The sequence below is a fragment of the Polynucleobacter sp. Fuers-14 genome (assembly GCF_018882045.1).
Taxonomy (GTDB): Bacteria; Pseudomonadota; Gammaproteobacteria; order Burkholderiales; family Burkholderiaceae; genus Polynucleobacter.
Map to the genome: position 1 here is coordinate 234,314 of NZ_JACVPG010000005.1, position 26,853 is coordinate 261,166.

General features: G+C 45.9%; 27 protein-coding genes. 14 read left to right on the plus strand and 13 right to left on the minus strand.

Annotated elements, in window-relative coordinates:
- Positions 1-8 precede the first annotated feature (8 nt).
- Positions 9-1,113 (plus strand): peptide chain release factor 2 gene (prfB, locus tag ICN40_RS04095; RefSeq protein WP_215321673.1). Its coding sequence is split into 2 segments (ribosomal slippage): positions 9-80 and positions 82-1,113, totalling 1,104 coding nucleotides; the frame shifts between segments, so codons are not numbered across the junction.
- Between the two features lie 32 nt (positions 1,114-1,145).
- Positions 1,146-2,696: a lysine--tRNA ligase gene (gene lysS / locus ICN40_RS04100; RefSeq protein WP_216242328.1), complete on the plus strand. Its 1,551-nt coding sequence runs from the start codon at positions 1,146-1,148 to the stop codon at positions 2,694-2,696.
- 76 nt (positions 2,697-2,772) lie between these two features.
- Here the strand turns inward: lysS and ICN40_RS04105 are convergent, their stop codons facing one another.
- The 3 genes from ICN40_RS04105 to ICN40_RS04115 form a co-directional block, all read right to left on the minus strand.
- Entirely contained in the window at positions 2,773-4,464 is a 1,692-nt protein-coding gene (locus tag ICN40_RS04105; protein WP_216242330.1) for an amidohydrolase, read from the minus strand.
- 60 nt (positions 4,465-4,524) lie between these two features.
- Positions 4,525-5,496 carry a cysteine synthase A gene (gene cysK / locus ICN40_RS04110; RefSeq protein ID WP_216242332.1) on the minus strand — a complete coding sequence of 324 codons (972 nt, stop codon included), beginning with the start codon at positions 5,494-5,496 and terminating at the stop codon, positions 4,525-4,527.
- 109 nt (positions 5,497-5,605) lie between these two features.
- Positions 5,606-6,088 (minus strand): disulfide bond formation protein B, encoded by a 483-nt coding sequence (locus ICN40_RS04115; protein WP_216242333.1) that lies wholly within the window; start codon positions 6,086-6,088, stop codon positions 5,606-5,608.
- A 152-nt stretch (positions 6,089-6,240) separates the two neighbouring features.
- Here ICN40_RS04115 and ICN40_RS04120 point away from each other — a divergent pair, with 152 nt between their 5' ends.
- The 6 genes from ICN40_RS04120 to ICN40_RS04145 all read left to right on the plus strand — a co-directional run bounded on the left by ICN40_RS04120 (position 6,241) and on the right by ICN40_RS04145 (position 11,143).
- Positions 6,241-7,017 carry a ferredoxin--NADP reductase gene (locus tag ICN40_RS04120; RefSeq protein WP_215359491.1) on the plus strand — a complete coding sequence of 259 codons (777 nt, stop codon included), beginning with the start codon at positions 6,241-6,243 and terminating at the stop codon, positions 7,015-7,017.
- Between the two features lie 112 nt (positions 7,018-7,129).
- Positions 7,130-7,294 (plus strand): hypothetical protein, encoded by a 165-nt coding sequence (locus ICN40_RS04125; RefSeq protein ID WP_216242494.1) that lies wholly within the window; start codon positions 7,130-7,132, stop codon positions 7,292-7,294.
- A gap of 23 nt (positions 7,295-7,317) precedes the next feature.
- Positions 7,318-8,112 (plus strand): sulfite exporter TauE/SafE family protein, encoded by a 795-nt coding sequence (locus ICN40_RS04130; protein WP_216242334.1) that lies wholly within the window; start codon positions 7,318-7,320, stop codon positions 8,110-8,112.
- Positions 8,109-8,837 carry a phosphoadenylyl-sulfate reductase gene (locus tag ICN40_RS04135; protein ID WP_216242336.1) on the plus strand — a complete coding sequence of 243 codons (729 nt, stop codon included), beginning with the start codon at positions 8,109-8,111 and terminating at the stop codon, positions 8,835-8,837. Before ICN40_RS04130 ends, ICN40_RS04135 begins: the two co-directional genes overlap by 4 nt.
- Positions 8,838-8,876: 39 nt before the next feature.
- A complete protein-coding gene (gene cysD / locus ICN40_RS04140) occupies positions 8,877-9,800 on the plus strand; it encodes a sulfate adenylyltransferase subunit CysD (RefSeq protein WP_216242338.1) in 924 nt (307 codons plus the stop codon).
- A complete protein-coding gene (locus ICN40_RS04145; protein WP_216242339.1) occupies positions 9,800-11,143 on the plus strand; it encodes a sulfate adenylyltransferase subunit 1 in 1,344 nt (447 codons plus the stop codon). The genes cysD and ICN40_RS04145 overlap by 1 nt, the downstream gene beginning before the upstream one ends.
- Before the next feature lie 209 nt (positions 11,144-11,352).
- Here the strand turns inward: ICN40_RS04145 and fdx are convergent, their stop codons facing one another.
- From fdx to uvrB, 8 genes are all read right to left on the minus strand, one after another.
- The gene (gene fdx, locus ICN40_RS04150) at positions 11,353-11,691 is read right to left on the minus strand and encodes an ISC system 2Fe-2S type ferredoxin (protein WP_216242341.1); all 339 of its coding nucleotides are present in this window, start codon (positions 11,689-11,691) and stop codon (positions 11,353-11,355) included.
- Between the two features lie 39 nt (positions 11,692-11,730).
- Entirely contained in the window at positions 11,731-13,596 is a 1,866-nt protein-coding gene (gene hscA, locus ICN40_RS04155) for a Fe-S protein assembly chaperone HscA (protein ID WP_216242343.1), read from the minus strand.
- A gap of 28 nt (positions 13,597-13,624) precedes the next feature.
- Positions 13,625-14,152 (minus strand): Fe-S protein assembly co-chaperone HscB, encoded by a 528-nt coding sequence (hscB, locus tag ICN40_RS04160; RefSeq protein ID WP_308281765.1) that lies wholly within the window; start codon positions 14,150-14,152, stop codon positions 13,625-13,627.
- Complete coding sequence (iscA, locus tag ICN40_RS04165; protein ID WP_012357505.1) at positions 14,130-14,453, minus strand: iron-sulfur cluster assembly protein IscA; 324 nt, start codon at positions 14,451-14,453, stop codon at positions 14,130-14,132. Before iscA ends, hscB begins: the two co-directional genes overlap by 23 nt.
- 12 nt (positions 14,454-14,465) lie before the next feature.
- Positions 14,466-14,852: a Fe-S cluster assembly scaffold IscU gene (gene iscU, locus ICN40_RS04170; RefSeq protein ID WP_068322308.1), complete on the minus strand. Its 387-nt coding sequence runs from the start codon at positions 14,850-14,852 to the stop codon at positions 14,466-14,468.
- A gap of 38 nt (positions 14,853-14,890) precedes the next feature.
- Complete coding sequence (locus ICN40_RS04175; RefSeq protein WP_374222778.1) at positions 14,891-16,150, minus strand: IscS subfamily cysteine desulfurase; 1,260 nt, start codon at positions 16,148-16,150, stop codon at positions 14,891-14,893.
- A gap of 28 nt (positions 16,151-16,178) precedes the next feature.
- Positions 16,179-16,748 carry a Fe-S cluster assembly transcription factor gene (locus ICN40_RS04180; protein WP_215321639.1) on the minus strand — a complete coding sequence of 190 codons (570 nt, stop codon included), beginning with the start codon at positions 16,746-16,748 and terminating at the stop codon, positions 16,179-16,181.
- Positions 16,749-16,899: 151 nt separating this feature from the next.
- The gene (gene uvrB, locus ICN40_RS04185) at positions 16,900-19,053 is read right to left on the minus strand and encodes an excinuclease ABC subunit UvrB (RefSeq protein WP_374222779.1); all 2,154 of its coding nucleotides are present in this window, start codon (positions 19,051-19,053) and stop codon (positions 16,900-16,902) included.
- Positions 19,054-19,222: 169 nt separating this feature from the next.
- On the opposite strand from uvrB, the gene ICN40_RS04190 reads away from it, so the two are divergent.
- The 5 genes from ICN40_RS04190 to ICN40_RS04210 are packed head-to-tail and all read left to right on the plus strand — an operon-like array spanning position 19,223 to position 23,549.
- Positions 19,223-20,422 (plus strand): amino acid aminotransferase, encoded by a 1,200-nt coding sequence (locus tag ICN40_RS04190; protein ID WP_072583086.1) that lies wholly within the window; start codon positions 19,223-19,225, stop codon positions 20,420-20,422.
- A 31-nt stretch (positions 20,423-20,453) separates the two neighbouring features.
- The gene (locus tag ICN40_RS04195; protein WP_216242347.1) at positions 20,454-21,734 is read left to right on the plus strand and encodes a polyhydroxyalkanoate depolymerase; all 1,281 of its coding nucleotides are present in this window, start codon (positions 20,454-20,456) and stop codon (positions 21,732-21,734) included.
- A gap of 54 nt (positions 21,735-21,788) precedes the next feature.
- Entirely contained in the window at positions 21,789-22,475 is a 687-nt protein-coding gene (gene rsxB, locus ICN40_RS04200) for an electron transport complex subunit RsxB (RefSeq protein WP_216242349.1), read from the plus strand.
- Positions 22,475-23,131 carry an endonuclease III gene (gene nth / locus ICN40_RS04205; protein ID WP_216242481.1) on the plus strand — a complete coding sequence of 219 codons (657 nt, stop codon included), beginning with the start codon at positions 22,475-22,477 and terminating at the stop codon, positions 23,129-23,131. The genes rsxB and nth overlap by 1 nt, the downstream gene beginning before the upstream one ends.
- Positions 23,124-23,549 carry a DUF1841 family protein gene (locus ICN40_RS04210; protein ID WP_216242482.1) on the plus strand — a complete coding sequence of 142 codons (426 nt, stop codon included), beginning with the start codon at positions 23,124-23,126 and terminating at the stop codon, positions 23,547-23,549. Before nth ends, ICN40_RS04210 begins: the two co-directional genes overlap by 8 nt.
- Here ICN40_RS04210 and ICN40_RS04215 read toward each other — a convergent pair.
- Both ICN40_RS04215 and ICN40_RS04220 read right to left on the minus strand, forming a co-directional pair.
- Positions 23,546-24,481: a tripartite tricarboxylate transporter substrate binding protein gene (locus tag ICN40_RS04215; RefSeq protein WP_255561179.1), complete on the minus strand. Its 936-nt coding sequence runs from the start codon at positions 24,479-24,481 to the stop codon at positions 23,546-23,548. The genes ICN40_RS04210 and ICN40_RS04215 overlap by 4 nt on opposite strands.
- Positions 24,482-24,527: 46 nt before the next feature.
- Positions 24,528-25,313, minus strand: coding sequence for a substrate-binding domain-containing protein (locus tag ICN40_RS04220; protein ID WP_216242353.1), 786 nt, complete (start codon positions 25,311-25,313; stop codon positions 24,528-24,530).
- Between the two features lie 472 nt (positions 25,314-25,785).
- Between ICN40_RS04220 and ICN40_RS04225 the strand changes: the two genes are divergently transcribed.
- Entirely contained in the window at positions 25,786-26,775 is a 990-nt protein-coding gene (locus tag ICN40_RS04225) for a tripartite tricarboxylate transporter substrate binding protein (protein WP_216242355.1), read from the plus strand.
- The last annotated feature ends 78 nt before the right edge of the window (positions 26,776-26,853 follow it).

Genomic DNA, 26,853 nt, shown 5'->3' on the forward strand with positions numbered 1-26,853 from the left:
ATTAGGGCATGGAAGCTGAACAACTAAATACTATTTCGAATACCTTGTCCGATCTGCTCACCCGTGAGCAAGCTCTTCGGGGGTATCTTTGACTTCGAAGTAAAGTCACGTCGCCTTACCGAAGTTAACTCGATTCTGGAAGATCCCACCATTTGGGATGATCAAAAGAAAGCACAAGCGCTGGGCAAAGAAAAGAAATTGCTCGATGGCGTAGTGGCGACTCTTACCGATCTCAATACCAACATTACTAGCGCTCTTGAGCTGTTTGATATGGCCAAAGAAGAAAGCGATTTTGAAACAATCGGCGCTATTGAGAAAGATGTTGAGAGCTATAGCAAGACTATTGGCGATCTAGAGTTCCGCCGCATGTTCCATAACGAGATGGATTCATGTAATTGCTTTATCGATATTCAAGCTGGGGCTGGCGGTACAGAAGCCTGTGATTGGGCCAGCATGCTCTATCGTCAATACCTCAAGTATTGTGAGCGTAAAGGTTATAAAACAGAAATACTCGAAGAGTCTGATGGCGACGTTGCAGGCATTAAGAGTGCGACGATTAAAGTCGATGGTGAATACGCATACGGACATCTCCGCTCTGAAACTGGCGTGCATCGCTTGGTGCGTAAATCCCCTTTTGATTCTTCCAATGGTCGCCACACATCCTTTGCCTCTATCTATGTGTATCCAGAGATTGATGACTCGATTGAGATCGACGTTAATCCTGCCGATATTCGTACTGATACCTACCGCGCTTCTGGTGCAGGTGGTCAGCACATTAATAAAACAGACTCAGCAGTACGCTTAACCCATATCCCAACGGGAATTGTGGTGCAGTGTCAGAACGACCGTAGTCAGCACCGCAACCGTGCTGAAGCGATGAGCATGCTCAAGTCTCGCCTCTACGAACATGAGATGCAAAAGCGCCGTGCTGAACAAGATAAGTTAGAAGCCAGCAAGACCGATGTGGGTTGGGGCCATCAAATCCGCTCCTACGTCTTAGACCAAAGCCGCATTAAAGACTTACGCACTAACGTCGAAATTTCCAATACTCAAAAAGTATTAGATGGCGATCTCGATGCCTTTATTGAAGCCAGCCTAAAACAAGGCGTGTAAAAACTAACTCTCATTACTGCACCACTATAGATATGAACGATAAAACCCATTTAGATACTGCTCCAGCTACCGAAGTAGTTGATGAGAATCACATCATTGCGGAGCGCCGTGAAAAACTGGCCAAGCTGCGTGCTGGCGGTGTTGCATTTCCGAATGACTTCGTTCCCACTCATTTAGCGGCTGATTTGCATGCTCATTACGACAGTCTGACTAAAGAAGAATTAGCCGCCAAGAAAGTTCATGTCAAAGTAGCTGGTCGCATGGTACTCAAGCGAGTAATGGGTAAAGCCAGCTTTGCCACCATTCAAGATCGCAGTGGGCAGATTCAGTTCTACATCAATGATGAGCTCAGCGGTACCGATGTTCATGGTGCCTTCAAGCACTGGGATATGGGTGACTTCATCTCTGCTGAGGGCAATCTCTTTAAGACCAATAAAGGCGAGCTGTCTGTTGAGTGCAGCAACTTACGCTTACTCAGCAAATCATTGCGCCCACTACCAGATAAGTTCCATGGCCTCTCAGACTTAGAGACTAAATACCGCCAGCGCTATGTAGACCTCATTGTGAATCCAGAGAGTCGCAATACATTTAAAGCGCGTAGTAATGCAATCGCTTCATTACGTCGCCATATGTTGGATGCAGACTTTATGGAAGTCGAAACCCCAATGCTCCACCCGATTCCTGGTGGTGCAGCAGCGAAGCCATTCATTACTCATCACAATGCTCTCGACATGCAAATGTTCTTGCGTATTGCTCCAGAGCTTTACCTCAAGCGTTTGGTAGTTGGTGGTTTTGAGCGTGTTTTCGAAATCAATCGCAACTTCCGCAACGAAGGTGTAAGCCCACGCCATAACCCTGAATTCACCATGATGGAATTCTATGCGGCGTATACAGACTATCGCTGGTTGATGGACTTCACAGAATGCTTGATTCGTGCAGCCGCCATGGATGCTCAAGGCACTGCCGTATTAACGCATCAAGGTCGTGAACTCGATCTGAGCAAACCATTCCAACGCCTAACTATTACTGAGGCCATCCTCAAGTACTGTGGCCAGTCAGGCAAGAGCTATGATGCATCTCAGTTGGATGACATCAACTTCATTCGTACTGAATTGAAAAAGGGTGGCGAGAACCCAGACGCCCCAACCCTCAAGAATGCAGGAATCGGCGCACTTCAACTCGCCCTATTTGAATTGGTTGCTGAGGAACACCTTTGGGAGCCAACTTACATCATCGATTACCCAATTGAAGTCAGCCCACTCGCCAGAGAATCCGATACCCGCCCAGGCATTACTGAGCGCTTCGAACTCTTTATTACCGGCCGTGAAATTGCCAATGGCTTCTCTGAGTTAAATGATGCTGAAGATCAAGCGAACCGCTTCCGTAAGCAAGTAGAACAAAAAGAAGCTGGCGATGAAGAAGCTATGTACTTTGACCACGACTTCATCCGCGCCTTAGAGTACGGTATGCCTCCAACCGGTGGTTGCGGTATTGGTATCGATCGTTTAGTCATGCTACTGACTGATGCACCTAATATTCGCGATGTGATTCTATTCCCGCACTTGCGGCGCGCTGAAGAATAAATTCTTCAGCAAAGAAAAAGAGAGGCAACTGCCTCTCTTTTTTTAACTTCTTTTTTATTGCTATACCAGCAATAACTTAATTGCCATAGACCTCAACGCCACCTTTAATAGTTTTAAGGACTTGTATATTCTTAATATCATCTGGCGCAACCTTTAAGGGGTTTTGATCAAGAACTACTAAATCAGCCAGTTTTCCTGGCGCTAGCGATCCCTTGCTAAGCTCTTCCTTGTATTGATAGGCTGCATTGCGAGTAAAGCCCTGTAGAGCCAAATACGGAGTAATCCGCTGTTCTGGCCCCAACACTGCACCAGAGAATGTCTTACGGTTCACGGCACTCCAAACTGAAAAGAGTACATTAGGGCCGGACGAAGGGGTGTCATTATGAAGGGCAAGTGTTATACCTTTTGCATTAGCGCTATTCGCAGGGCTTAAATTAGCCGCTCTTTCACCGCCTAAGACCTTGTTATAAACATCGCCATATAACCAGGTATCATTTGGCATCATCACTGCCATGATATTTTTCTTCTTGTAGTCATCTAACTGATCATCGCGTGCAAAAAACGAATGTGCAATCACGGTACGACGATCTTCTGTAATACCAGTCTCAGAAATTGTTTTAGCTAAAGCCGCTAGAGTCATATCAATACCGGCATCACCATTGCTATATCCAAAGTATTGAATATTTTTCTCGTAAGCCAACTTGGTGTACTTATCAAATAAGGCTTGTGGGTAATAGGCAAAGCCACGCCAGTCTTTTGGAAAACCTGTGGTATCGAGATAGGGCTTAGTGAAGTAGGCCAAACGCAGTTGCGGTGCTCCATCCGTTGGCACCTGAATTCCGGCAACTTTAAATCCTCCATCTCCGTGGCTATAAACGCCAAACTGGGTATTTGGATTAGAAGCCAACATTTGATCGACGATATCGAAAGTTGGTAAAGCAATTAAATCGATAGTGACAATTTTTCTATCGATAGCTAAGCGCATATTGTGCATATCCGCAATACTGGCTTCGTAACTTTGTGCCGTTGTAAAACCATTGGAGACATAGATCTTCTCAGCTTTGCGGTAAGTTTCAAACGTCAGCTCTTGTGAATACTTACCAACCGCTTTAGCAACCGCCTCCAAATAAGGCATGCCAATCAATTCACCTGTGAGTTGACCAGTTTTAGGGTCCACCGGAATAAACCCAGATACAGCTTTAGTGGCTTTTGTAATTCCTAACTTCTTTAGGCCAGCAGAATTCACCATGCCAGTCAGCGTAGAGATATTCTCCAGCAACACCGCTTGGTTTGGAAATGCCACATCAAGATCAGCGATTGTTAATCCACCATCAGAAAGCATTGCTTCAGCGTAACCTGTACCAACAATCCAACCATTAAATACTTTCGCCTCTGAACGCAGCCTGTTAATTAACTGGGCTCTAGTCTGCGGAGGATTTCTAGAGAAGTAGGCAAGATTGACGCCGAGCGTATCTTGGGCGATTAATGCAAAGTGGCCCCAAGTGTCAATAAAGCCAGGCAATAAGGTGTGCCCTTTTAAATCCTGTAGAGCGGCATTAGATCCAGCCTGAGAAAAGGCTTCGCGCATATCACCGGCGTAAGTAATCTTGTTGTCTTTGACAACAACCGCTTCAACATACTTAGGGGTGTCCCCCTCCATCGTGAGGATGTCCCCGTTGAAGTAAACGGTGGGGACACTGACATTAGCGGCGGAAGCTAATGAAAATGTGGTTAAAAGGAGAGCAAAAAACTTATAAGTATTTTTCATAATCTCTTTATAAACCATTCAGACTAAAGAGCCTACCGACAGTAATATTGAGTGAGCCGCTTAGGTAGGTAAGCCCTTTTCGTCAAACATTCCCTCGAATAAGGCAGAGCTTAAGTAACGCTCAGCTGTATCTGGAAGCACCACCACGATTGTTTTACCCGCGTATTCAGGCTTCTTAGCCAAACGAACCGCCACTGCAGCTGCAGCACCGCAGGATATGCCTACCAAAATACCCTCTTCTTTAGCAATACGGCGGGCAAATTCTATAGCCTCTTCATTGCTCACCTGCTCAACTTTATCAACCACCGATAAATCCAGATTCTCCGGAATAAAGCCAGCACCAATACCCTGAATCTTATGTGGAGCAGGCTTGATTTCTTCACCATTGAGTTTTTGCTTTATGACTGGACTTGAAGTGGGTTCAACCGCAACCACCTCAATGTTTTTCTTCTTAGTGTTCTTGATGTAACGGGCAACACCGGAGATTGTTCCGCCAGTTCCAACACCCGCTACAAACACATCAATCTTGCCATCAGTATCTTCCCAGATTTCTGGGCCAGTGGTCTTTTCATGAATCGCTGGATTCGAGGGATTACTAAATTGCTGTAGTAAGACGTATTTGGGGTCTGACTCTGCAATCTCTTTAGCCTTAGCAACCGCGCCATTCATGCCTTTAGGGCCTTCGGTCAGGACAATCTTGGCACCCAAAGCCGTAAGCAACTTGCGGCGCTCAATACTCATGGTCTCTGGCATGGTCAATGTCAAAGGGATGCCGCGAGCTGCCGCTACGAAAGCCAAAGCAATGCCAGTATTGCCACTAGTTGGCTCAACCAATTCTTTTCCTGGCCCCAAGATGCCTTGTTCCTGCGCATCATTAATCATGGCCACACCGATACGACACTTCACCGAGTAGGCTGGATTGCGACCTTCAATTTTGGCAAGTACAGTTGCTTTAGCGCCATCCGTTACGCGATTTAGGCGCACTAAAGGTGTCTTACCAATGGTTTGAGAGTTGTCAGTAAAGTAAGTCATGAGGATTCCTTATTACAAAAAATGAGTTTGATGGAGATCTTAAGAGTTAAAACAATACTTGTAAAAGAGGACATAGTTATTAGTTAAGCACCAATAATTCTATGGAATATTAGGCTCGCGGCTTCTTAAAGAAGGTGATTAGCAAAACCAGCAGCAATATCGTGAACCAAACCAAAGACCACTCTGGAACTTGCAGACCAAGAATTGCCGGAAGCTTTGCAGAACATAATCCGTCTGCCTTAAATAGCCAAGGCAGCTTATTAGCCACCTGAAACTGGTTGATCCACAGCTCCAAGGGATCTATTCCACAAGATTCGCCAGGGTGAGATAAGAGCCATACATGGTGGCCAGCTATTGCCGTCCCATATCCAGCAGCCAAGATCGCCAAACCATGAAATAGCTTCCTGAGCGTTGGAATGCTAGCTGCCAGAAAGCAGGTAATGGCTACGCCTAGGTACCCCACTCTTTGCAAAATACACAAAGGGCATGGCAAGAAACTAACTCCTTGATAGCCCACTTGCTGCAATACCACCGCAAAAGCTACCAAGCCTAGACTTAGGAAGGAAAGGAATAAATATTGGGCTCTAGTCATTACCCAATCATAGCGGCATCAGCCTTTGGAGCCCTAAATCTTGGCTTTATTACTAAAAGTGCATTGGATATAAAAAGTTAATCCGTCAATCCCTCAGAAATAGGGTGATTTTTGAGGATAATCAAGGTTTTGCAAAATTTACAAAGCTTTTTATGGCCGCATACAACACTGAAACCGTTTTAACCGTTCACCATTGGAACGACACTCTTTTTAGCTTTACTACCACCCGCAATAAGGGCCTACGCTTTCGTAGCGGTCACTTTTTGATGATTGGTCTTGAGGTTGAAGGCAAGCCCTTAGTGCGCGCATATAGCGTTGCTAGCCCAAACTATGAAGAGCATTTGGAATTCTTGAGTATTAAAGTACAAGATGGTCCGTTGACATCACGCCTCCAGAAGATTCAAGTAGGCGATCCAATCTTGGTGAGCGAAAAGTCTGTTGGTACCTTGGTGCTGGATGACCTGAACCCAGGTAAGCATCTCTACCTATTTAGTACTGGCACTGGTTTGGCTCCATTTATGAGCATCATCCGCGATCCAGAAACTTATGAAAAATTCGAGAAGGTTGTTCTCATTCACGGCGTTCGTCTAGTCAGCGAGTTAGCTTATGCCGATTACATCCGTGACGAACTCACTCAAGATGAATTCTTGGGTGAACTCATTCGTGAAAAACTGATCTATTACCCCACAGTGACACGTGAAGCATTCAAACACACTGGTCGCCTAACGACTGCAATTGAATCTGGCCAACTCTTTAAAGACATTGGCCTTCCGCCACTCGATCCAGCAGTGGATCGAGCCATGATTTGCGGCAGCCCATCTATGCTCAAAGAAACTTCCGAGATGCTGGATGCCAAGGGCTTCAAAGTCTCGCCGAGCCTTGGCCAGATGGGTGACTACGTCTTCGAACGCGCATTCGTAGAGAAGTGAATAACTCAGCTCTATATATCTAGAAGTAATTTAGATATCGCTATATATTCCTTGTGGATATATAGACCCCTTGGTACATTGTCTATAACGAGATATTTACCAAGGAAATGCGATGTCACCGGTTAGAGAATACTTCAATCCAGTTATTACTAGCTTGCTGCGTGAACACGATCGCCTGCCTCATGACAAGATTGATGAGCGCAAACGTTTTCAGCGCCAAATTCTGTTTCTCATGAACGCCATCAAGCTCGAAGAGTTCGAACAATCTTTCGCTTAATACAGGCTAGTTAGCCATTCAATATGATCCAATTTTTTCTAGACTCCTCCCAATTTATTATTTCTGGTGCACTTGTTGGTCTGCTAGTAGGAATGACCGGCGTAGGCGGAGGCTCTCTTATGACGCCTCTTCTCACCATTATTTTTGGAGTTGCGCCAACTACGGCTGTTGGAACGGATTTGGCTTTTGCTGCAATTACTAAAGGCTTTGGTACCGCCGCTCATAGACTTCATGGAAATGTGCGTTGGGATATAGTGCGCCTACTCTGCCTAGGTAGTCTTACTACAGCCGTAATCTCAATTCTTGTCCTGAAATATGTAGGCCCCGTTTCAAAGAATTTTAATCACTTGATTAGCATTTCAATTGGCATTTCAGTCTTGTTAACAGCAGCATCACTTTTGTTTAGGACTAAGATTTTGAAATGGGTTCAAGACAACCCCAACTTTTTGCCTAGTGGTGCCAATTTAAAAATCGCGACCATTACTGTTGGTGCTGTGATTGGTGTGCTAGTAACCATTTCCTCAATCGGGGCAGGTGCAATTGGTGCAACGCTCATTTTGGTTCTTTATCCGTACCTCAAGCCTGCCCAAGTTGCCGGTACCGATATAGCCTATGCAGTACCGCTAACAGCCTTGGCAGGTGCGGGCCACTGGTGGCTTGGTAACGTACACTTTGACTTATTATTCGGCCTGTTGCTTGGTTCAGTGCCTGCAATTTGGCTCGGCGCCAAGTTATCCAGCACTCTATCAGAACGCGCAACCAGAACTACCCTTGCTGCAACCTTATTTTTAGTTGGAATTAAATTAGTTACATCATGATTGCCCCTGAATTTTGGTCTATTCCACTAAGCACTCTTACTACTGCAGAGCTTGCCGAGAAAACCGCCACCCTTAAGCAACGCTTAGTGGGTGTTTCAGAACGCTTTTCTGATGTTCGCTTTGCAACCAGTCTCGCTGCAGAAGACATGGTGATTACCGATGCTATCGCAAAGGCTAGCGCCAAAATTAAGTTATTCACCTTAGCTACAGGTCGCCTTCATCAAGAAACCATAGATATGGTTAAGACTACTGAAGATTGCTACGGCGTATCGATTGAAAAGGTTTATCCAAAAGATGAGGATGTACAAGCATTCATCGAGCAATATGGCATGAATGGTTTTTACGATGGCGAAGGCCCCAAGAAAGCATGTTGTGGTGCGCGCAAGATTAAACCGCTAAATGCGGCATTACTTGGCGCAGATGCCTGGATTACCGGCCAACGTCGCGAGCAATCTACTACACGAACAGAACTCAATTTAGAAGAGCTTGATGATGCGCGAGGCATCGCAAAGTTCAATCTTTTGTTTGATTGGAGTGAAGCGGATATTTGGGCTTATATCAAGCAAGAAAACGTTCCTATTCATCCGCTACACCTCAAGGGCTACCCCAGCATTGGCTGCGAGCCCTGCACCCGTCAGGTGAAGAAGGGTGAAGATATTCGCGCTGGTCGCTGGTGGTGGCTGCAAAACGATAGCAAAGAGTGCGGCCTGCACGTTAACAAATAGCAAATTCAACATTAAAACTTAGTAGAAACAACTTACAGAATGTCAGAACAAAAATTACTTGATGATCACTTAGATTGGCTTGAGGCCGAATCGATCTACATCATCCGCGAAGTGGTGGCGCAGTGCTCCAACCCAGCCATGCTGTTCTCCGGCGGCAAAGACTCTATCGTGATGTTCCACTTAGCTCGCAAGGCATTTCAATTTGGCGATCGCCCTGTAAAGCTGCCTTTCCCTATTTTGCATATTGATACTGGTCACAACTATCCCGAAGTGATCGCCTATCGTGATGCTGTAGTGGAAAAGACTGGTGTAAAGCTGATTGTGGGACACGTTGAAGACTCTATCAAAAAAGGTACTGTTCGCCTGCGCAAAGAAACTGACTCACGTAATGCTGCGCAAGCCGTAACCCTACTCGAGGCTATTGCCGAATATGAATTCGATGCCCTGATGGGCGGCGCCCGCCGTGATGAAGAAAAAGCCCGCGCTAAAGAGCGCATTTTCTCCTTCCGTGATGAATTCGGCCAATGGGACCCTAAAGCACAACGCCCTGAGCTCTGGAACCTCTATAACGCTCGGATCGCCAAAGGCGAGAATATGCGCGTATTCCCAATCTCCAACTGGACTGAGCTCGATATCTGGCAATACATTTCTCGCGAGAAATTAGAACTACCAAGCATCTACTACACACACCAACGCGAAGTGGTAAAGAAAAATAATTTATTGGTTCCAGTCACTGATGTAACACCAAAGGCACCTGGCGATGTAAGCGAAGTACTCAGTGTTCGCTTTAGAACTGTTGGCGACATCAGCTGCACCTGCCCTGTATTGAGCACTGCAGCTACTCCCTTAGAGATCATTGCAGAAACTGCCATTACTGAAATCACTGAGCGTGGCGCAACCCGCATGGACGATCAAACCAACGAGGCCTCCATGGAGCGCCGTAAGAAAGAAGGTTACTTCTGATGACTGTCAATCAACATCAAAACGTCGTTCGCTTCATTACCGCAGGTAGCGTAGATGATGGCAAGAGCACTCTAATTGGGCGCTTACTATATGACACCAAGTCTATCTTGGTAGACCAATTGGAGTCTCTCTCGAAAACTAAACATGCACGCGTCACCTCCTCTGATGCAGGCGTTGATTTAGCGCTGCTAACGGATGGTCTAGAGGCTGAGCGTGAGCAAGGCATCACTATTGATGTGGCTTATCGCTACTTCTCTACCCCAAAGCGTAAGTTCATTGTTGCTGATGCCCCAGGCCATGAGCAATACACTCGCAACTTAGTGACTGGTGCATCCCAATCTGATGTTGCCATCATTTTGGTTGATGCAACACGTGTTGATCTCATTACCACTCCAGCTACTTTATTAGCGCAGACTAAGCGTCATGCAGCAATTGTGCATTTATTGGGACTACGTCATGTGGTATTTGCTGTTAATAAGATGGACTTATATGAGTTTGATGAGAAAGTCTTTAACACCATCAAGATTGCGATTGAAGATCTGACTCAAAAAATTGGGTTGCCAAAGCCAACCTTGATTCCAATCTCCGCATTACTTGGCGCCAACGTCGTTACTTCCAGCAAAAATACACCTTGGTATAAAGGACCCACCCTTTTGGAGTGGCTAGAGAGTTTGGATACTAGCCCTGAGTCTGAAAAACTAGCACTACGCTTCCCAGTGCAATACGTTGCCCGTCAGGATGGTAGTGCTTCAGATGACTTCCGCGGTTACCTTGGTGAAATTGAGTCAGGCAGCATTCGCAAGGGCCAAAAGATTAAAGTTCTGCCAAGCGGGTATGAAGCGACTGTTACCGAGATTTATTTAGGCAATCGCTCTAGCAGCAAGCAAACTAATGGCAATAATGCGGTGGATTCTGCCGAAACTGGTCAAGCCGTAGCGATTCAATTGTCTGAAGATATTGATGTATCTCGTGGCTCTTTATTTGTTAGCGCGGAAGATAGCAATCCGCCGGTACTGAGCAAACAACTATCAGCCGACTTATGCTGGTTAGATAGTGAGCCGCTTTCCTTGAGTCGTAAGTATGCTTTACGTCACACCACTAATACCGTTGGTGCGAAAGTAAAGAACATTCAACAAGTCCTGGATGTACAAACACTATCTCAAGCAAGTGATATCCAAGCGCTATCTACCAATGAGATTGGTCGAGTTAATTTCATCCTGCAAAAGCCGATTGTTGCTGACTTGTTTGATCAATCTCAGCGTACTGGTGCATTTATCTTGATTGATGAGGCGACCAATCATACTGTCGCCGCTGGTATGATTCGTGAGGCGGTTGCACAGTAAATTCTGATATACGTCACTACAAAGCCTCGCATTGCGAGGCTTTTTCATTTCTTAAGAAGGAAAAGAAAAAGCCACCCCGAAGGATGGCTTAAAAGATTTTTTTGGAGGTACTACCTAAAGAATGAACTACAACTTCATATTAGTCCCGCTAGAAATCTCTCCGTATTAGGGATGCATGATTGTAGGCATTAATGCATTGTTTTGGTGCATTAGTGGTTCTCTTTGGCGTGATTGATTGAATATTTAGGGATTTCAATCACTAAATCTTGTTTGGCAACAATGGCTTGGCAAGATAAACGGGATTGCGGGTTTAGCCCCCATGCACGATCGAGCATATCTTCCTCATTCTCATCAGGAGGATTAAGGCTGTTAAAGCCCTCCTTCACAAGCACATGGCAAGTAGTACACGCACACACCATATCGCAAGCATGCTCAATGGGAATGTCATTCTCTAACAAGGCTTCGCAAATCGAAGTGCCGGGGGCAACCTCAACAACTGCGCCTTCAGGACAATACTCACTATGCGGTAGTACAACGATTTGAGTCATGATTCTTTTCTATTTACGTTCAGTTTGTATTTCGTTTACTTAAATTTCAGCAACGTTCTTGCCAGATAGAGCTTTTTGAATACTAGCGTTCATGCGTTTTTGCGCAAAGTCATCGGTAGCTTTGGCGGCATGATCAACGGCCTTGCGAACAATGGCGCTATCTGTTTCTTCATTTAAGATTTTTTGTAGGGTTGCCATCTCTTGATCAACCTCTTTCTGCTCTTCCACGCTCAATAAAGAACTATCGCTCGCTAACGCGGTTTGTACCGCATCTAGTAAGCGCTGAGCATTCACTTGTTCTTCACGCAAAGACCTAGAAAGCAAATCCTCTTTAGCAGATGCAAAACCGTCTTGCAGCATGCGTGTAATCTCTGCATCAGTTAGGCCGTAAGAAGGCTTGATATCAATGGATGCTTTTACGCCAGAGCCTTGCTCTACGGCGCTTACAGACAATAAGCCATCCGCATCCACCTGAAAGGTGACCCGGATACGGGCTGCACCCGCAGCCATTGCTGGAATGCCGCGTAGTTCAAATTTACCTAATGAGCGACAGTCTTGAGCAAGTTCGCGCTCGCCCTGCACTACCTGAATGGCCAATGCAGTCTGCCCATCTTTAAAAGTAGTGAAGTCTTGCGCTCTAGCTACCGGTATAGGTGTATTGCGTGGAATGATTTTTTCCACTAAGCCGCCCATGGTTTCAATACCAAGCGATAGCGGAATGACATCTAAAAGCAACCACTCGTCATCCTTACTCTGGTTGCCAGCCAATAAGTCAGCCTGCATCGCCGCACCTAATGCAACGACTTGATCAGGATTTAAATTATTTAAGGGTTGAGTGCCGAACAACTCACCTACAGCACGCTGCACATTCGGCATGCGAGTTGAACCGCCCACCATCACTACGCCTTTAACGCCTTCCGCCTTAAGGCCAGCATCGCGCAACGCTTTTTTACAAGCCATCAAAGTCTTGGCAACTAGGTTTTGAGTTATTTCAAAGAGTTGTGCCTGACTAACACCAACATTAACCACCGTACCATCTGCCAGCGTCTCATGCACGCGTGCTAGAGGGTTATGACTCAGCAGCTCTTTGGCATGCTTACAGGCTTGCAGGAGCGTACGATGATCATGAATGGATAAAGGAGGAAGCTTGGCTTGCTCAATGACCCAGCAATACAAGCGGTGATCAAAGTCATCGCCGCCTAGAGCAGAATCACCGCCAGTAGCAAGCACTTCAAATACACCGCGACTCATGCGCAATATGGAAATATCAAAGGTACCGCCACCTAAGTCATAGACTGCGTAGATGCCTTCAGAGGCATTATCTAATCCGTAGGCAATTGCAGCAGCAGTCGGCTCATTCAATAAACGAAGAACTTCAATGCCGGCTAACTTAGCAGCATCTTTGGTTGCTTGACGTTGCGCATCATCAAAGTATGCGGGGACAGTAATTACAGCGCCAACAATGTCATCAGATACAGAATCTTCAGCTAGTTGACGCAAGCGTGCCAAGATTTCTGCGGAGACTTCAATTGGACTCTTATCCCCAGCAATCGTTCTGAGTTTGAGCATGCCGGGTTGATCAACAAAATCGTATGGCGCACTTTCAATATTTTCCACATCTAGCAAGCCGCGACCCATAAAACGCTTTACTGAAACAATAGTGTTTTTTGGGTCAATGACCACACTCTCAAGTGCTTCAAAGCCAGCTTGAGTTCTGCCATTAGGCAAATAACGAATAACGGAAGGAAGCAGCTCGCGCCCCTGCGCATCTGGTAACACCTTAGGCAAGGCATCACGCACAATGGCCACCAAAGAATTAGTGGTTCCCAAATCAATACCCACAGCAATACGGCGCTGATGGGGCGCCAGCGATTTACCGGGTTCAGAGATTTGTAATAAGGCCATAGGAGATAGAGTTTAGCTTGAGTAAGGACTAAATTAAGGCTGCGATGGTGTCATCAAGCTCAACCGCAAATTTATCGATGAAGAGCAAGCCACGAAGTAGCTCTGCGGCACGTAAATAGTTTTTGGCGCCATCAATGGCTTGAGCGATTTCTGCAAGGGTATCTTGTTTTGATTGCTCTACTTCAGCCATCAAGGCTTCAAGCGCCGGCAAGTCTTCCGCTTGTTCATCTAAATTCTCACGCCATTCCATTTGCTTCATCAGAAAAGCGGCAGGCATGGCAGTATTGGTTTCCAGCTTGGCATCAACGCCATGAAGCTGGCAAATATAGAGGCCACGTTGGATGGGGTTTTTTAGTGTTTGAACGGCAGTATTAGCAAAGGTAGCCATCTGCATAGCAAGGCGTTGCTCTGCATCGCTACCACGCGCATGGCGATCAGGATGCACTTCCTTCTGAATCGCCAGGTACGCCTGATCTAGAGCAGGCAAATCGATTTTGAATTGCTGATTTAATCCAAAGAAGTGGAAGTAATCGTCAGACGCGGAAGGATTCGCCACAACCACACTCATCTTTTACATTTGGATTTTGAAACTTGAATCCCTCGTTCAAACCCTCGCGCACAAAATCTAGCTCCGTACCATCCAAGTAAGCCAAGCTTTTTGGATCTACAAATACCTTAATGCCATTGGACTCAAATACCTGATCTTCAGCAGCAGGCTCATCTACATACTCAAGCTGATATGCCAAACCAGAGCAACCTGTTGTGCGAACACCCAAGCGCAAGCCGCAACCCTTGCCACGCTTCTCAAGATTGCGGTTTACGTGTGCAGCTGCTTTGTCAGTTAAGGTAATTGCCATAGTTTTATCTGCTTATTTCGCTGGGTGCTTTTCTTTGTAATCCGCTACTGCTGCCTTGATGGCATCTTCAGCCAAGATAGAGCAGTGAATCTTTACAGGGGGCAAAGCCAACTCTTCAGCGATGAGTGAATTCTTGATCTCTAGCGCTTGATCCAAAGTCTTACCCTTAACCCATTCGGTTACCAGGGAAGAAGAAGCAATCGCTGAACCGCAACCATAAGTCTTGAACTTGGCATCTTCAATCACGCCTTGATCGTTCACACGAATTTGCAACTTCATCACGTCGCCGCAGGCTGGGGCTCCAACCATACCAGTACCTACGCTGTCGTCGCCCTTTTCAAATGAACCAACGTTACGGGGATTTTCGTAGTGGTCGATGACCTTTTCGCTATATGCCATGGTATTTCCTCTTTAATTTCTTTATCTTTAAATATCTTTTAGTGTGCAGCCCATTGAATCGTGCTGATATCGATTCCGTCTTTATACATTTCCCAGAGCGGGGATAACTCACGCAACTTGGCAATCTTTTCTTTTACCAACTTGATAGTGAAGTCCACTTCTTCTTCGGTCGTAAAGCGGCCCAAGGTAAAGCGAATGGAACTATGCGCCAACTCATCGTTGCGACCCAGCGCACGCAATACATAAGAAGGCTCTAACGATGCTGAGGTACAAGCTGAACCAGAGGAGATCGCTAAATCTTTTAGCGCCATCAACATAGACTCGCCTTCAACATAGTTAAAGCTAATGTTGAGGTTATGTGGAACACGATCATCCATGTCGCCGTTGACATAGACTTCTTCAATATCTTTCAAACCATTGAGTAAGCGGTCACGCAGTCCACGAATACGCTTGTTCTCTTCAATCATCTCAACACGAGCAATGCGGAAAGCCTCACCCATGCCTACGATCTGGTGAACTGCAAGAGTTCCAGAACGCATACCGCGCTCATGACCACCGCCATGAATCTGCGCCTCAATACGAATACGTGGCTTACGACGCACAAACAAAGCGCCAATACCTTTAGGACCATAAGTCTTGTGTGCAGAAAAGCTCATTAAATCCACTTTGATCTTTTCTAGGTCAATATCTACTTTGCCAGTCGCTTGCGCTGCATCCACATGAAAAATCACTCCACGTGAACGGCACAACTCACCAATGGCAGGAATATCTTGCACAACACCAATCTCATTATTGACATACATCACTGAAGCCAAAATCGTGCCCGGCTTCATGGCAGCTTCAAGCTGCGCAAAATCAATCAGGCCATTAGGCAATACATCTAAATAAGTCACTTCAAAACCTTCGCGCTCAAGCTCGCGACAAGTATCTAGAGTTGCCTTGTGCTCGGTCTTAACGGTAATGATGTGATTACCGCGATCTTTGTAAAAATGTGCCGCGCCTTTTAATGCCAAGTTAATACTCTCAGTGGCACCACTAGTAAACACAATCTCTCTTGGATCAGCGTGTACCAATTGAGCAACTTCTGAACGCGCCCACTCAACCGCTTCTTCTGCAGCCCAGCCATAAGCATGACTACGGGAAGCGGCGTTACCAAACTGCTCACGTAAATAAGGCAACATTTTATCGACCACACGCGGATCAATCGGCGTCGTAGCTGAATAGTCCATGTACACCGGAAAATGCTTAGGGCTAAACATGGGAACCGGTTGCTTTGGAAGGTCTTGTGGTGCGTTCATGGTTTATTTATCGGTAGGTAATACGTTATTAACTTTGGCGCGCCAAATTGAATACGGAATTCACTAATGGCGCTTTAGGTGCTACTTCTTTTTTAGCTGCAAGTGCTGTAGCAGGCTTATCTGCTTTAGAGCTTTCAACTTTAATTTTCTTTTGACGCATATCTTGAATCACAATGCCGCGCCCTTCTTGTTGATGAACCAAGTCTTTTAGGCTCACCGAACTCAGGTACTCAACCATTTTGGAATTGAGATTGCTCCAGAGATCGTGCGTCATACAGCGACCATGATTTTCTTCATCGGTATGACAGTTACCTTTGCCACCACATTGGGTTGCATCGAGAGGTTCATCGACAGCAACAATAATGTCAGCGACACTCACCTCAGAGGACGGACGTGCCAAGGTATAACCACCACCAGGACCACGTGTGCTCTCCACGATATTGAAACGGCGTAATTTGCCGAACAATTGCTCGAGGTAAGAAAGGGATATCTTTTGTCTCTGGCTAATTCCGGCCAAAGTTACGGGACCATGCGTTTCACGCAGGGCTAAATCAATCATTGCGGTTACTGCAAAACGACCTTTGGTTGTAAGTCTCATATGTCACCTTGGTAATGGATTGTTATGGACAGCTAACAGTCGGGCAGGTAATACCCGACCATTCCACTCAACTTTACCATATTCCCTATCAAATTGCTCGGGAATTATCCCAAAAAACCTCAATGGAAGCCAGGAATTGGCCGCCGAATCTTTAGACAGAGTCCCTAGATCTGGCCCCAAAAGCCATTTCTTTAACCTTAGTGAGTCTATCCCTGGTGCTGGCAGCCTTTTCAAACTCTAAGTTCTTGGCTTCAGCGTTCATTTGCTTCTCTAGGCGCTTAATTTCTGCTGCCAAGTCCTTCTCGCCCATATCTTCATAGTGAGCCCGCTCCTGCTCAACCTGCATCTCCTGACGCTTCTCTTTGACGTCATAGACACCATCAATAATGTCCTTAATGCGCTTTTTGACGCCCTTAGGCTCAATCCCATGAAGCTTATTGAAGGCAATTTGCTTGGTTCGCCGTCTTTCGGTCTCGCCCATTGCGCGTTTCATGGAGTCGGTAATGCGATCGGCGTACAAAATGGCTTTGCCACGAACGTTACGAGCAGCACGGCCAATGGTCTGTATCAGGCTGCGTTCTGAACGTAAGAAGCCTTCTTTATCGGCATCCAAAATGGCTACAAGAGATACCTCAGGAATATCCAAGCCTTCGCGTAATAAATTAATACCGACCAGTACGTCGAAGACGCCCAAACGTAAGTCACGCAAAATTTCTACTCGCTCAACTGTATCGATGTCTGAGTGAACATACCTCACCTTTACACCATTATCAGAAAGATAGTCCGTTAATTGCTCAGCCATACGTTTAGTCAATACAGTAACTAGAACTCGCTCATGCACTTTGACGCGTGCATGAATTTGATCTAACAAATCATCAACCTGTGTACTTGCTGGCAACACTTCAATTTCTGGATCGACTAAACCAGTTGGTCTAGCCACTTGCTCGACAACTTGTCCTTGATGCGTTTTCTCATAATCAGCCGGTGTTGCAGAAACGAAAATGGTTTGACGCATCTTGGTTTCAAACTCAGTAAATTTGAGCGGACGATTATCCATCGCTGAAGGCAAACGGAATCCAAATTCCACCAAAGTATGTTTACGAGATTTATCGCCGTTATACATTGCATTAAGCTGCCCGATTAAGACATGGCTTTCGTCCAAGAACATCAAGGCATCATTCGGCAAATAGTCGACTAGCGTCGGCGGGGCATCGCCCGGAGCGGCACCAGACAGGTGGCGAGAATAGTTCTCAATACCTTTACAGAAACCCAACTCATTGAGCATCTCTAAATCAAAACGAGTACGTTGCTCGAGACGTTGTGCCTCAACCAGTTTGCCATCCTTCACAAACTCATCTAAGCGAGTGCGCAATTCTGTTTTGATGGTTTCAATTGCTTTCAGAACAGTATCGCGAGGTGTAACGTAATGAGAACTTGGGTAAACAGTGAAGCGTGGAATCTTTTGACGAATCTTGCCAGTAAGAGGATCGAAGAACTGCAAACTCTCCACGACATCATCAAACAGCTCCACCCTTACTGCTAACTCATTATGTTCAGCCGGGAAAATATCAATCGTGTCGCCACGCACTCGAAATACACCGCGCTTGAAATCCGTTTCGTTCCGATCGTATTGCATCGCAATGAGGCGCATCAAAATATCGCGCTGACTCATCTTGTCACCAGGACGTAATGTCATCACCATGCTGTGATAGTCACCAGGATTACCAATGCCGTAAATTGCAGATACGGTCGCAACAATAATGACGTCTCGACGCTCTAATAAACTCTTGGTTGCAGACAAACGCATCTGTTCGATGTGCTCGTTAATAGAGGAATCTTTTTCAATAAAGAGGTCGCGTTGAGGTACATAAGCCTCTGGCTGGTAGTAGTCGTAATAGCTGACGAAGTACTCAACGGCGTTTCTCGGGAAAAACTCCCTAAATTCACTGTAAAGCTGGGCAGCTAGGGTCTTATTCGGGGCAAAAATGATGGCAGGACGGCCGGTTCTGGCGATGACATTCGCCATCGTGAAGGTCTTTCCGGACCCTGTAACGCCCAAGAGTGTCTGAAACGTCAGACCATCTTCAATACCCTCAACCAGGGCGTCAATGGCCTGGGGCTGGTCTCCAGCAGGCGGAAATGGCTGATAGAGCTGATAGGGGGAGTCTGGGAAGCTTACAAACTTGGCCGGATCGAGGTCGTGACCCGCCTCACCCAAGGGATCTGCCACAGGGGTTTTTTGCACTTCTTTTACTTCAACATTTAGACCAGTTTTGGGCAACTTAGGGGGCATCTCGGCTATCATTTCACCTGTGAGAGTTATTCACAGCGAATTTTGTACAAACAATGATTTTGCCGTTTTTCTTAGGAAATAGTTGATTCTGGCTTCAAAAACCGACAATTAAACTGAATATAACGTCAACAACAAACAAAACCATCCTTAATCACCCCCTAACTACCACTTTCAAACTCAAATGACCCTGTTTGCCTCAGTCCAGCTAGCCCCTAAAGATCCTATTTTTGGCCTTACAGAAGCCTACGTTGCAGACCAACGTGCTGACAAAGTGAATTTAGGTGTTGGCGTGTATTACACAGACGAAGGTAAAGTTCCACTTCTTAAGGCGGTGATTAAAGCTGAAGAGGCGATTGTTGCAAAGCACTCGCCACGTAGCTACATTCCAATCGAAGGTCCAAACCCTTACAACAGTGCAGTGCAAAATTTATTGTTTGGTGCTGACTCTGCGCTCATTAAAGATGGTCGCGTTGTAACTGCTGAGTGTCTCGGTGGTACCGGCGCATTGCGCGTTGGCGCAGATTTCATCAAGCGCTTGAACCTCAATGCACCATGCGCCATTAGTAACCCAACCTGGGAAAACCATCGCGGCATTTTTGAATCTGCTGGTTTTGATGTTGTCGAGTACACCTACTTTGACGGCAAAACACGTGGCGTAGATTTTGACGGTATGGTGAAGTCCTTAGAGTCTTTCCCAAAGAACACAACTGTGTTGTTGCACGCTTGCTGCCACAACCCAACTGGTGCAGACATTACAGAAGCACAATGGCGCCAAGTGATTGATATCTGCAAGAACAAAGGTCTCATCCCCTTCTTGGATATGGCCTACCAAGGCTTTGCTGATGGGATTGAGAAAGACGGTATTGCAGTTCGCCTCTTTGCTGATTCAGGGATGTCTTTCTTTGTATCAAGCTCTTTCTCCAAATCATTCTCACTCTACGGTGAGCGTGTTGGTGCATTGTCTATCGTCACACAAAGCAAAGATGAATCGACTCGCGTACTTTCACAATTGAAGCGCGTCATTCGCACTAACTATTCCAATCCCCCAACTCACGGCGCTGCAATTGCTGCTGCTGTTTTGAATTCACCAGAATTACGTAAGCTCTGGGAAGATGAGTTGGCAGAAATGCGTGACCGTATTAAAGCAATGCGTCATGGCTTGGTTGAAAAACTCGCTGCTGCTGGTGTAAAGCAAGATTTTGCTTTTATCGAGAAGCAACGTGGCATGTTTTCTTACTCAGGCTTAACAGCTGAGCAAGTTGATCGCTTACAGAAAGAGGATGGCATTTATGCCCTCTCGACTGGACGCATTTGTGTTGCAGCCCTCAATACCAAAAATATTGATAAAGTGGCTAAAGCAATCGCCCGCGTATTGGCGTAATAAGCGGATACACTGAATTACCGGAGGTACCATGCTATATCAGTTACATGAGTTTCAAAAAGCCTTACTTCAACCAGTTAGTTCTTGGGCACGCGCTGCTTCAGAAGCTTTTATCAATGCTTCGAATCCCGCCTCTAAGGTTCCGGGATCGGATCGATTGGCTGCTAGTTATGAACTCCTCTATCGCTTAGGTAAGAACTACAAGAAGCCAGAATTTGGCATTCGCTCTGTTAAAGCACATGGTCACGAAGTTGCGATTCATGAAAGAACGGTCATCTCAAAACCTTTCTGCAATCTAATTCGTTTTAAGCGCTTTTCTGATGATGTGGAAACCATCAAGAGCCTCAAAGAAGATCCAGCTGTACTAGTAGTTGCTCCAATGTCTGGTCACCATGCCACCTTGCTGCGCGACACAGTACGCACCCTCTTGCAAGACCATAAGGTTTACATCACCGATTGGATCGATGCTCGTTTGGTACCGGTAGAAGATGGTGAATTTGGTCTTGATGACTATGTTCATTATGTACAAGAATTCATTCGCACCATTGGCGCTAAAGATTTACATGTGATCTCCGTTTGCCAACCTACCGTTCCAACTTTAGGCGCAATCTCATTGATGGCTTCTGCTGGTGAAGCAACGCCAGCCTCCATGATTATGATGGGCGGTCCAATTGATGCACGCAAGTCACCGACTGCAGTAAATAACCTTGCAGATCAAAAATCATTCGAGTGGTTCGAGAGCCATGTGATTTATAGCGTTCCGCCTAACTATCCAGGCGCTGGCCGTAAAGTTTACCCAGGCTTCTTGCAACACACTGGCTTTATCGCCATGAATCCTCAGAACCACCTACAGTCTCATTGGGATTACTTCCAAAACTTAGTGCGTGGTGACGAGCAAGATGCTGAATCACATATCCGCTTTTACGATGAGTACAACGCGGTATTGGATTTAGACTCTAAGTTCTATTTAGACACTATCAAGACTGTTTTCCAAGACTACTCACTGCCAAATGGCACTTGGGAAGTTGCCGGCGAACTCGTGAAGCCGCAAGATATTAAAAAGACTGCCCTCCTCACTATTGAAGGCGAGCTGGATGACATCTCTGGAAGTGGTCAAACACGTTCAGCACATGCCTTATGTGCAGGCATTCCAAAAGATAGTAAAGACCACTATGAAGTTGCTGGTGCTGGTCACTATGGCATCTTTGCTGGTCGTCGTTGGCGTGAAAAGGTTTACCCAAAGATTAAGACGTTCATTCGTGAGCATCAGAATACGAAGAAAACTGCTACACGGACTACCAAGTCTGCATAAATTAAGGGCTCTTCGGAGCCTTTAATTTTAAGAAGAATCCAACAAGCCCTTTCCATGAGCCAAGCAAATAACCTCATCGACCAACTTGAGGATATTCTTCCGCAAACCCAATGCACTAAATGCGGCTACCCAGACTGTCGTGGGTATGCTGAGGCGATGGCCTCTGGAGATGCACTCCCAAATCGCTGCCCGCCTGGTGGGGTTGAGGGTATTGAGCGCCTAAGTAAGGTTCTGATACCCATCTACCCCCAAGATGCCTTTGAGCTACACCCCACCATCGATCCAGAGTGTGGCGTTGAGCGCCCCAGGCCAGTAGCGTTCATCGATCCACAGAAATGCATTGGCTGCACACTCTGCATTCAGGCATGTCCTGTTGATGCGATCGTTGGAGCCTCAAAACAAATGCATGTGGTTCTGACTGAGTGGTGCACTGGTTGTGACCTCTGCATTCCGCCATGCCCAGTAGATTGCATCAGTATGATTGATGTCACCGGCAATAAAACTGGTTGGGATGCCTGGTCTCAAGACTTGGCAAACATCTCGCGTCGGCGTTATCACGATCGTGAAAAACGGCTCGATAGAGAACAAAAAGATAATGATGATCGCCTAGCCAAAAAGGCTGCAACTAAATTGGCGGCGGTCAATGCTGAGAGCCCATCATCAGCAGACGAGCTTAAAGAGCAAGAACGTAAGCGTGCCATCATTGCAGCGGCCATTGCACGAGCCCAACAAAAGAAATGATGAATCTAGAAAAGCGTCGTGCTTTTTTTGAGCAGCTCAAAGCCAATGATCCCAAACCAGAAACTGAGCTGGAATATAGCTCGCCATTTGAGCTGTTAATTGCGGTACTACTATCGGCACAAGCAACTGATGTCTCAGTTAACAAGGGAACGCGCAAGCTTTATAAGGTTGCCAATACCCCGCAAGCCCTTTTAGATCTTGGTGAAGATGGTGTTAGACCCTTTATTCAGCATATTGGCTTATTCAACTCCAAGGGTAAACATATTCAGGAGACCTGTCGACTACTCCTAGAGAAGCATGGCGGAGAAGTTCCGCAGACTCGCGAAGAATTAGAAGCTCTACCTGGTGTTGGCAGAAAGACTGCGAATGTCATTCTGAATACTGCCTTTGGGCAACCTACGATTGCGGTAGATACGCACATCTTTAGGGTATCTAACCGAACTGGGCTGGCGCCCGGCAAAGATGTAATCAAAGTGGAAGAGCAATTGCTTAAGCGGGTACCTAAGGAATACTTATTAGATGCCCATCACTGGCTTATTCTGCATGGCCGATATACCTGCAAGGCGCGCAACCCAGATTGTGCACAATGCATAGTAGAACCACTATGCGGCTTTAAACAAAAAACTGGTAAAGGAAAAGTTCGTGGCAATATTTAATCCAACCCGTGAAGAAGTGCGTCGCTTTTTCTGTGACACCTGGAAAAAGAAGATCGAGAATCATATTCTTGATCCGATGGAGACGTTGGCCAGCGATTGGATGGTTGAGCATCCCGAATATCACGACTTACTCAAGGATCCAGAGGGCGCTCTTGCTCAGGACTACACGCCGGAACGTGGCGAAACCAACCCCTTCTTGCATTTATCGATGCACCTTTCAATTAGTGAGCAGATCTCAATCAATCAACCACCAGGCATTAAAGAGATTGCAGACAAGCTATCTCTGAAGTTGGGTTCAATGCATGAGGCCCAGCACGTAATGATGGAATGCCTAGGGCAAGTGATGTGGGAAGCACAGCGTGAAGGCCAGCCGCTTAACCCAGAGAAGTATTTAGAAGCCCTGAAGAAATTGGCTTAATCCTCTTTCATATTGGCACGCTTCACTATTGGCTCTAGCCTTGCTTTCTCATCTGCGAGGAATTTAGCAAACGAGGCTCTCGTTCCAGGCGATGGCTCAATACCTTGTGGTGTTAAGCGGCTCTGAACAGCCGCAGTCTTAAGACCCGCATTAATCGCCTGATTCATTTTCTCCAAGATAGCATCAGGCGTTCCCTTGGGCGCAAAGACGCCTGCCCAGTGACCAATGAAGACTTCAGGATATCCCTGCTCTTTAGTTGTTGGAACACCAGGCAGGGCCGTAATTCTTTTATTCCAAGTGGAAGCAATTGCTTTTAATTTGCCGCCTTGGATTTGCGGAATTACTACAACACTTGCCTCTGAGGTTGCATCAACCTGATTGGAGATAACAGCCACCATTCCTTCGGAACCACTCTTATAAGGAATGATTTCATATTTACCGCCTGCTTTTACTTTCAACATCTCCGCTACGAAGTGTGGAGTACTCCCAGTACCAGCAGTCGAGAAGTTAAGCCCCTTGGGATCTTTGGCCAGCACGAGCAAATCCTTCATATTATTGATTTTGGAGTCTGCTGAAACAACAATAATAGAGGGACTGATTGTTAACAAACCCACCGGAACTAAGTCGCCTTCCTTATATGGCATAGAAGACTTAATCATGGGATTAGTAATAATGCCACCAGCACTAACAAAGAAGGTGTACCCATCTGGCGCACTCTTTGCTACAAAATCCGCACCCAATATAGAACCAGCGCCTGGTTTATTTTCAACAATAATAGGTTGACCTAATTGCTTTGAGGCAGCCTCAGCAACCACCCTGGCAACAGTATCGTTAGCACCGCCAGGACCAAACCCAACAACAAATTTAATGGGGTGATTGGGCCAAGGGTCAGCAGAAAACGCCGGTCCAAATGCTAAAGATAAGAATGTCATCAGAACGGCTTTTGTAAAACACTTCATTTCTATGGTCCTTTTTATCCTACCAAGGTATTGCTGGCAATACTGGCTTTAATCCTGCTTTTTGAATCGTTGCAACCGCTTTGTTTGAAGCTAAATACTTGATCAAGTCTTTTGATGCAGCGAGATTCTGTGTATCGCTAGTAATGCCCGCAGAAAATAGCACTGTCTTTTGCGCTTCTGGCGGTAGCTCACCTATAAAGTCAACACCAGGAATGGGGAGTAGCTCGCTGACTTGCTGAAAGCCCAAATCTGCATCACCCCTAGCCACAACTGAAGCAACCCTTTCGCTATATATCTTTCTTGCAGTTTTATTCATCTGCTCCGAAATCCCCATTTTCGGGAAAAGCTCGGTTGATAAATAAACTCCACTTGCGCTTGCCGAATAAGCAACCGACTTTGCATTTAATAAAGCCAATTTCAATCCATTCATTGTGCTGATATCAGGCTTTGGTGCACCTGCCTTTACTACCGCACCCATTACCGAGGCAACTAAATCAAGCTTAGTCCCCGATTGAACAGTTCCGCTCTTTACAAAGTCATCCAATGCAGGTGCAGCCAAAATTAAGACATCAAAATGCTCGCCCCTAGCCAATCTCGATGGAATGGAGTCGGGTGCAGCGCCCATTGACGACCCGTAAGAAATCATCACTTTATTGGGGGATTGCTTTTCATATTCAGGGGCTAGATCTTTTAATGCTTCAGCAAAGGCACCGGATGTAATTACCTGAATATCAGCCGCATAAGAAAGGCTCACCAGCAAAACATTGATTGCTAGTATTAAAGAGGTGCAAAATAATTTACGCATGATATTAATATGAAAATGAATAATCGTAGCATTAAATGGGGATAGTAGTTCATGGGCACACGCTGCCCCTGAAGCTTCTATTAAATCTTCTAATCCAGCCCCAAAAATTCCAGGATGATCGATTTTCCGCTGGTTATGAACCTAGCTATTGCTGAGGTACGCATTTTAACGGCGGTCTAGATTGCAGCATTCAATGATTGAACTAAATTAGATATTTTTTATTACATGGAATTGGTTAATGACACAATGTCGCCAGTCTAAAAACTATCCTTAGGCAATGATGCATTTCAGCGAGGACTGAGTCAGCCTGAGGAGCGCTGACTCAATAATGTTTAAGGTAATTTTTCTACCGCCGCACCTAGAAAAGATATTGTCGGAGGATTGAATGAATAGCCATATGTGTTTAATATTAGGCTAGTGGGCTTGCAAGACCCCTTTATTACTATTACACCGACCCGCGTTGGAGACAACTATGTTTAGACTTAATCTTGTTAGACGTGCATGTTTATTTATTGCCGCCTTATTTGTAGCCCCCATATTGGCGAGTCAATCAGCTCTCGCCCAGCCCTTTCCTAATAAGCCGATCAAAATTATTGTGACTGCGGCTCCAGGCGGAACAACCGACATTGCCTCGCGCGCGCTATCTGACTTGCTAGGCAAAGAGCTCGGTCAGACTGTGATTGTGGAAAATAAAGCGGGTGGAGCAGGCATTATTGGCATTCAAGCGCTACTTTCTGCGCCAGCGGATGGTTATACGATGGCGATGGGTAATATTGGCCCAAATGCAATCAACTACAGTCTCTATAAAAATCTTCCGTACAAAATGGAAGATATGGAACCGGTAACGATTGTGATTGCCAATCCAAATGTATTAGTAGTAAATCCAGAGGTTCCCGCTAAAACGGTAGCCGAGCTTGTGGCATTAGCCAAAGCCAATCCCGGCAAGTATTCGTTTGCATCATCTGGCCGTGGTCAGTCAATCCATATGTCCGGGGAGTTGTTCAAAGCACAGGCTGGCATTGACATTATTCATGTGCCCTACAAGGGGGCTGGTCCCGCATTGGCAGATCTTCTTGCTGGCCAGACTAGCATGATGGTAGACAATCTACCCAGCTCCATGCAATACATTAAATCTGGAAAATTACGTGCTTTAGCGGTTACCAGCAAAAATCGTGTTGCGGAGTTGCCTGATGTTCCTACGATGATTCAATCGGGTTACCCCAACTTTGAGGTGACCGCTTGGTTTGGCCTATTTGTGCCTGCCGGCACCCCCAAACCTATTATTGACAAGCTGTACTTAGCTGTTAAGAAGGCATTAGAAACTCCAGAAATCAAGCAGCGATGGAAAGATCTTGGCGGTTGGGCCGTAGGTGATACACCCGCCAATACCAAAATTTTTATTGCTGCAGAAAAGAAGAAGTGGGAGTTAGTTGCTCAACAGGCAAAAATTGAAGTTGAATAACTTTAACTGTACTTAGCCGCAGTAAAACCAATAGGGGGACTCATAGTGCTCCCCCTATTGGTTTTTGAGAGGATGTAG

Bases quoted from the DNA above. Each gene is read 5' to 3' on its own strand.
- lysS (WP_216242328.1), top strand. From the start codon at position 1,146: ATGAACGATAAAACCCATTTAGATACTGCTCCAGCTACCGAAGTAGTT.
- ICN40_RS04105 (WP_216242330.1), bottom strand. From the start codon at position 4,464: ATGAAAAATACTTATAAGTTTTTTGCTCTCCTTTTAACCACATTTTCA.
- cysK (WP_216242332.1), bottom strand. From the start codon at position 5,496: ATGACTTACTTTACTGACAACTCTCAAACCATTGGTAAGACACCTTTA.
- ICN40_RS04115 (WP_216242333.1), bottom strand. From the start codon at position 6,088: ATGACTAGAGCCCAATATTTATTCCTTTCCTTCCTAAGTCTAGGCTTG.
- ICN40_RS04120 (WP_215359491.1), top strand. From the start codon at position 6,241: ATGGCCGCATACAACACTGAAACCGTTTTAACCGTTCACCATTGGAAC.
- ICN40_RS04125 (WP_216242494.1), top strand. From the start codon at position 7,130: ATGTCACCGGTTAGAGAATACTTCAATCCAGTTATTACTAGCTTGCTG.
- ICN40_RS04130 (WP_216242334.1), top strand. From the start codon at position 7,318: ATGATCCAATTTTTTCTAGACTCCTCCCAATTTATTATTTCTGGTGCA.
- ICN40_RS04135 (WP_216242336.1), top strand. From the start codon at position 8,109: ATGATTGCCCCTGAATTTTGGTCTATTCCACTAAGCACTCTTACTACT.
- cysD (WP_216242338.1), top strand. From the start codon at position 8,877: ATGTCAGAACAAAAATTACTTGATGATCACTTAGATTGGCTTGAGGCC.
- ICN40_RS04145 (WP_216242339.1), top strand. From the start codon at position 9,800: ATGACTGTCAATCAACATCAAAACGTCGTTCGCTTCATTACCGCAGGT.
- fdx (WP_216242341.1), bottom strand. From the start codon at position 11,691: ATGACTCAAATCGTTGTACTACCGCATAGTGAGTATTGTCCTGAAGGC.
- hscA (WP_216242343.1), bottom strand. From the start codon at position 13,596: ATGGCCTTATTACAAATCTCTGAACCCGGTAAATCGCTGGCGCCCCAT.
- iscA (WP_012357505.1), bottom strand. From the start codon at position 14,453: ATGGCAATTACCTTAACTGACAAAGCAGCTGCACACGTAAACCGCAAT.
- iscU (WP_068322308.1), bottom strand. From the start codon at position 14,852: ATGGCATATAGCGAAAAGGTCATCGACCACTACGAAAATCCCCGTAAC.
- ICN40_RS04175 (WP_374222778.1), bottom strand. From the start codon at position 16,150: ATGAACGCACCACAAGACCTTCCAAAGCAACCGGTTCCCATGTTTAGC.
- ICN40_RS04180 (WP_215321639.1), bottom strand. From the start codon at position 16,748: ATGAGACTTACAACCAAAGGTCGTTTTGCAGTAACCGCAATGATTGAT.
- uvrB (WP_374222779.1), bottom strand. From the start codon at position 19,053: ATGATAGCCGAGATGCCCCCTAAGTTGCCCAAAACTGGTCTAAATGTT.
- ICN40_RS04190 (WP_072583086.1), top strand. From the start codon at position 19,223: ATGACCCTGTTTGCCTCAGTCCAGCTAGCCCCTAAAGATCCTATTTTT.
- ICN40_RS04195 (WP_216242347.1), top strand. From the start codon at position 20,454: ATGCTATATCAGTTACATGAGTTTCAAAAAGCCTTACTTCAACCAGTT.
- rsxB (WP_216242349.1), top strand. From the start codon at position 21,789: ATGAGCCAAGCAAATAACCTCATCGACCAACTTGAGGATATTCTTCCG.
- nth (WP_216242481.1), top strand. From the start codon at position 22,475: ATGAATCTAGAAAAGCGTCGTGCTTTTTTTGAGCAGCTCAAAGCCAAT.
- ICN40_RS04215 (WP_255561179.1), bottom strand. From the start codon at position 24,481: ATGACATTCTTATCTTTAGCATTTGGACCGGCGTTTTCTGCTGACCCT.
- ICN40_RS04220 (WP_216242353.1), bottom strand. From the start codon at position 25,313: ATGCGTAAATTATTTTGCACCTCTTTAATACTAGCAATCAATGTTTTG.
- ICN40_RS04225 (WP_216242355.1), top strand. From the start codon at position 25,786: ATGTTTAGACTTAATCTTGTTAGACGTGCATGTTTATTTATTGCCGCC.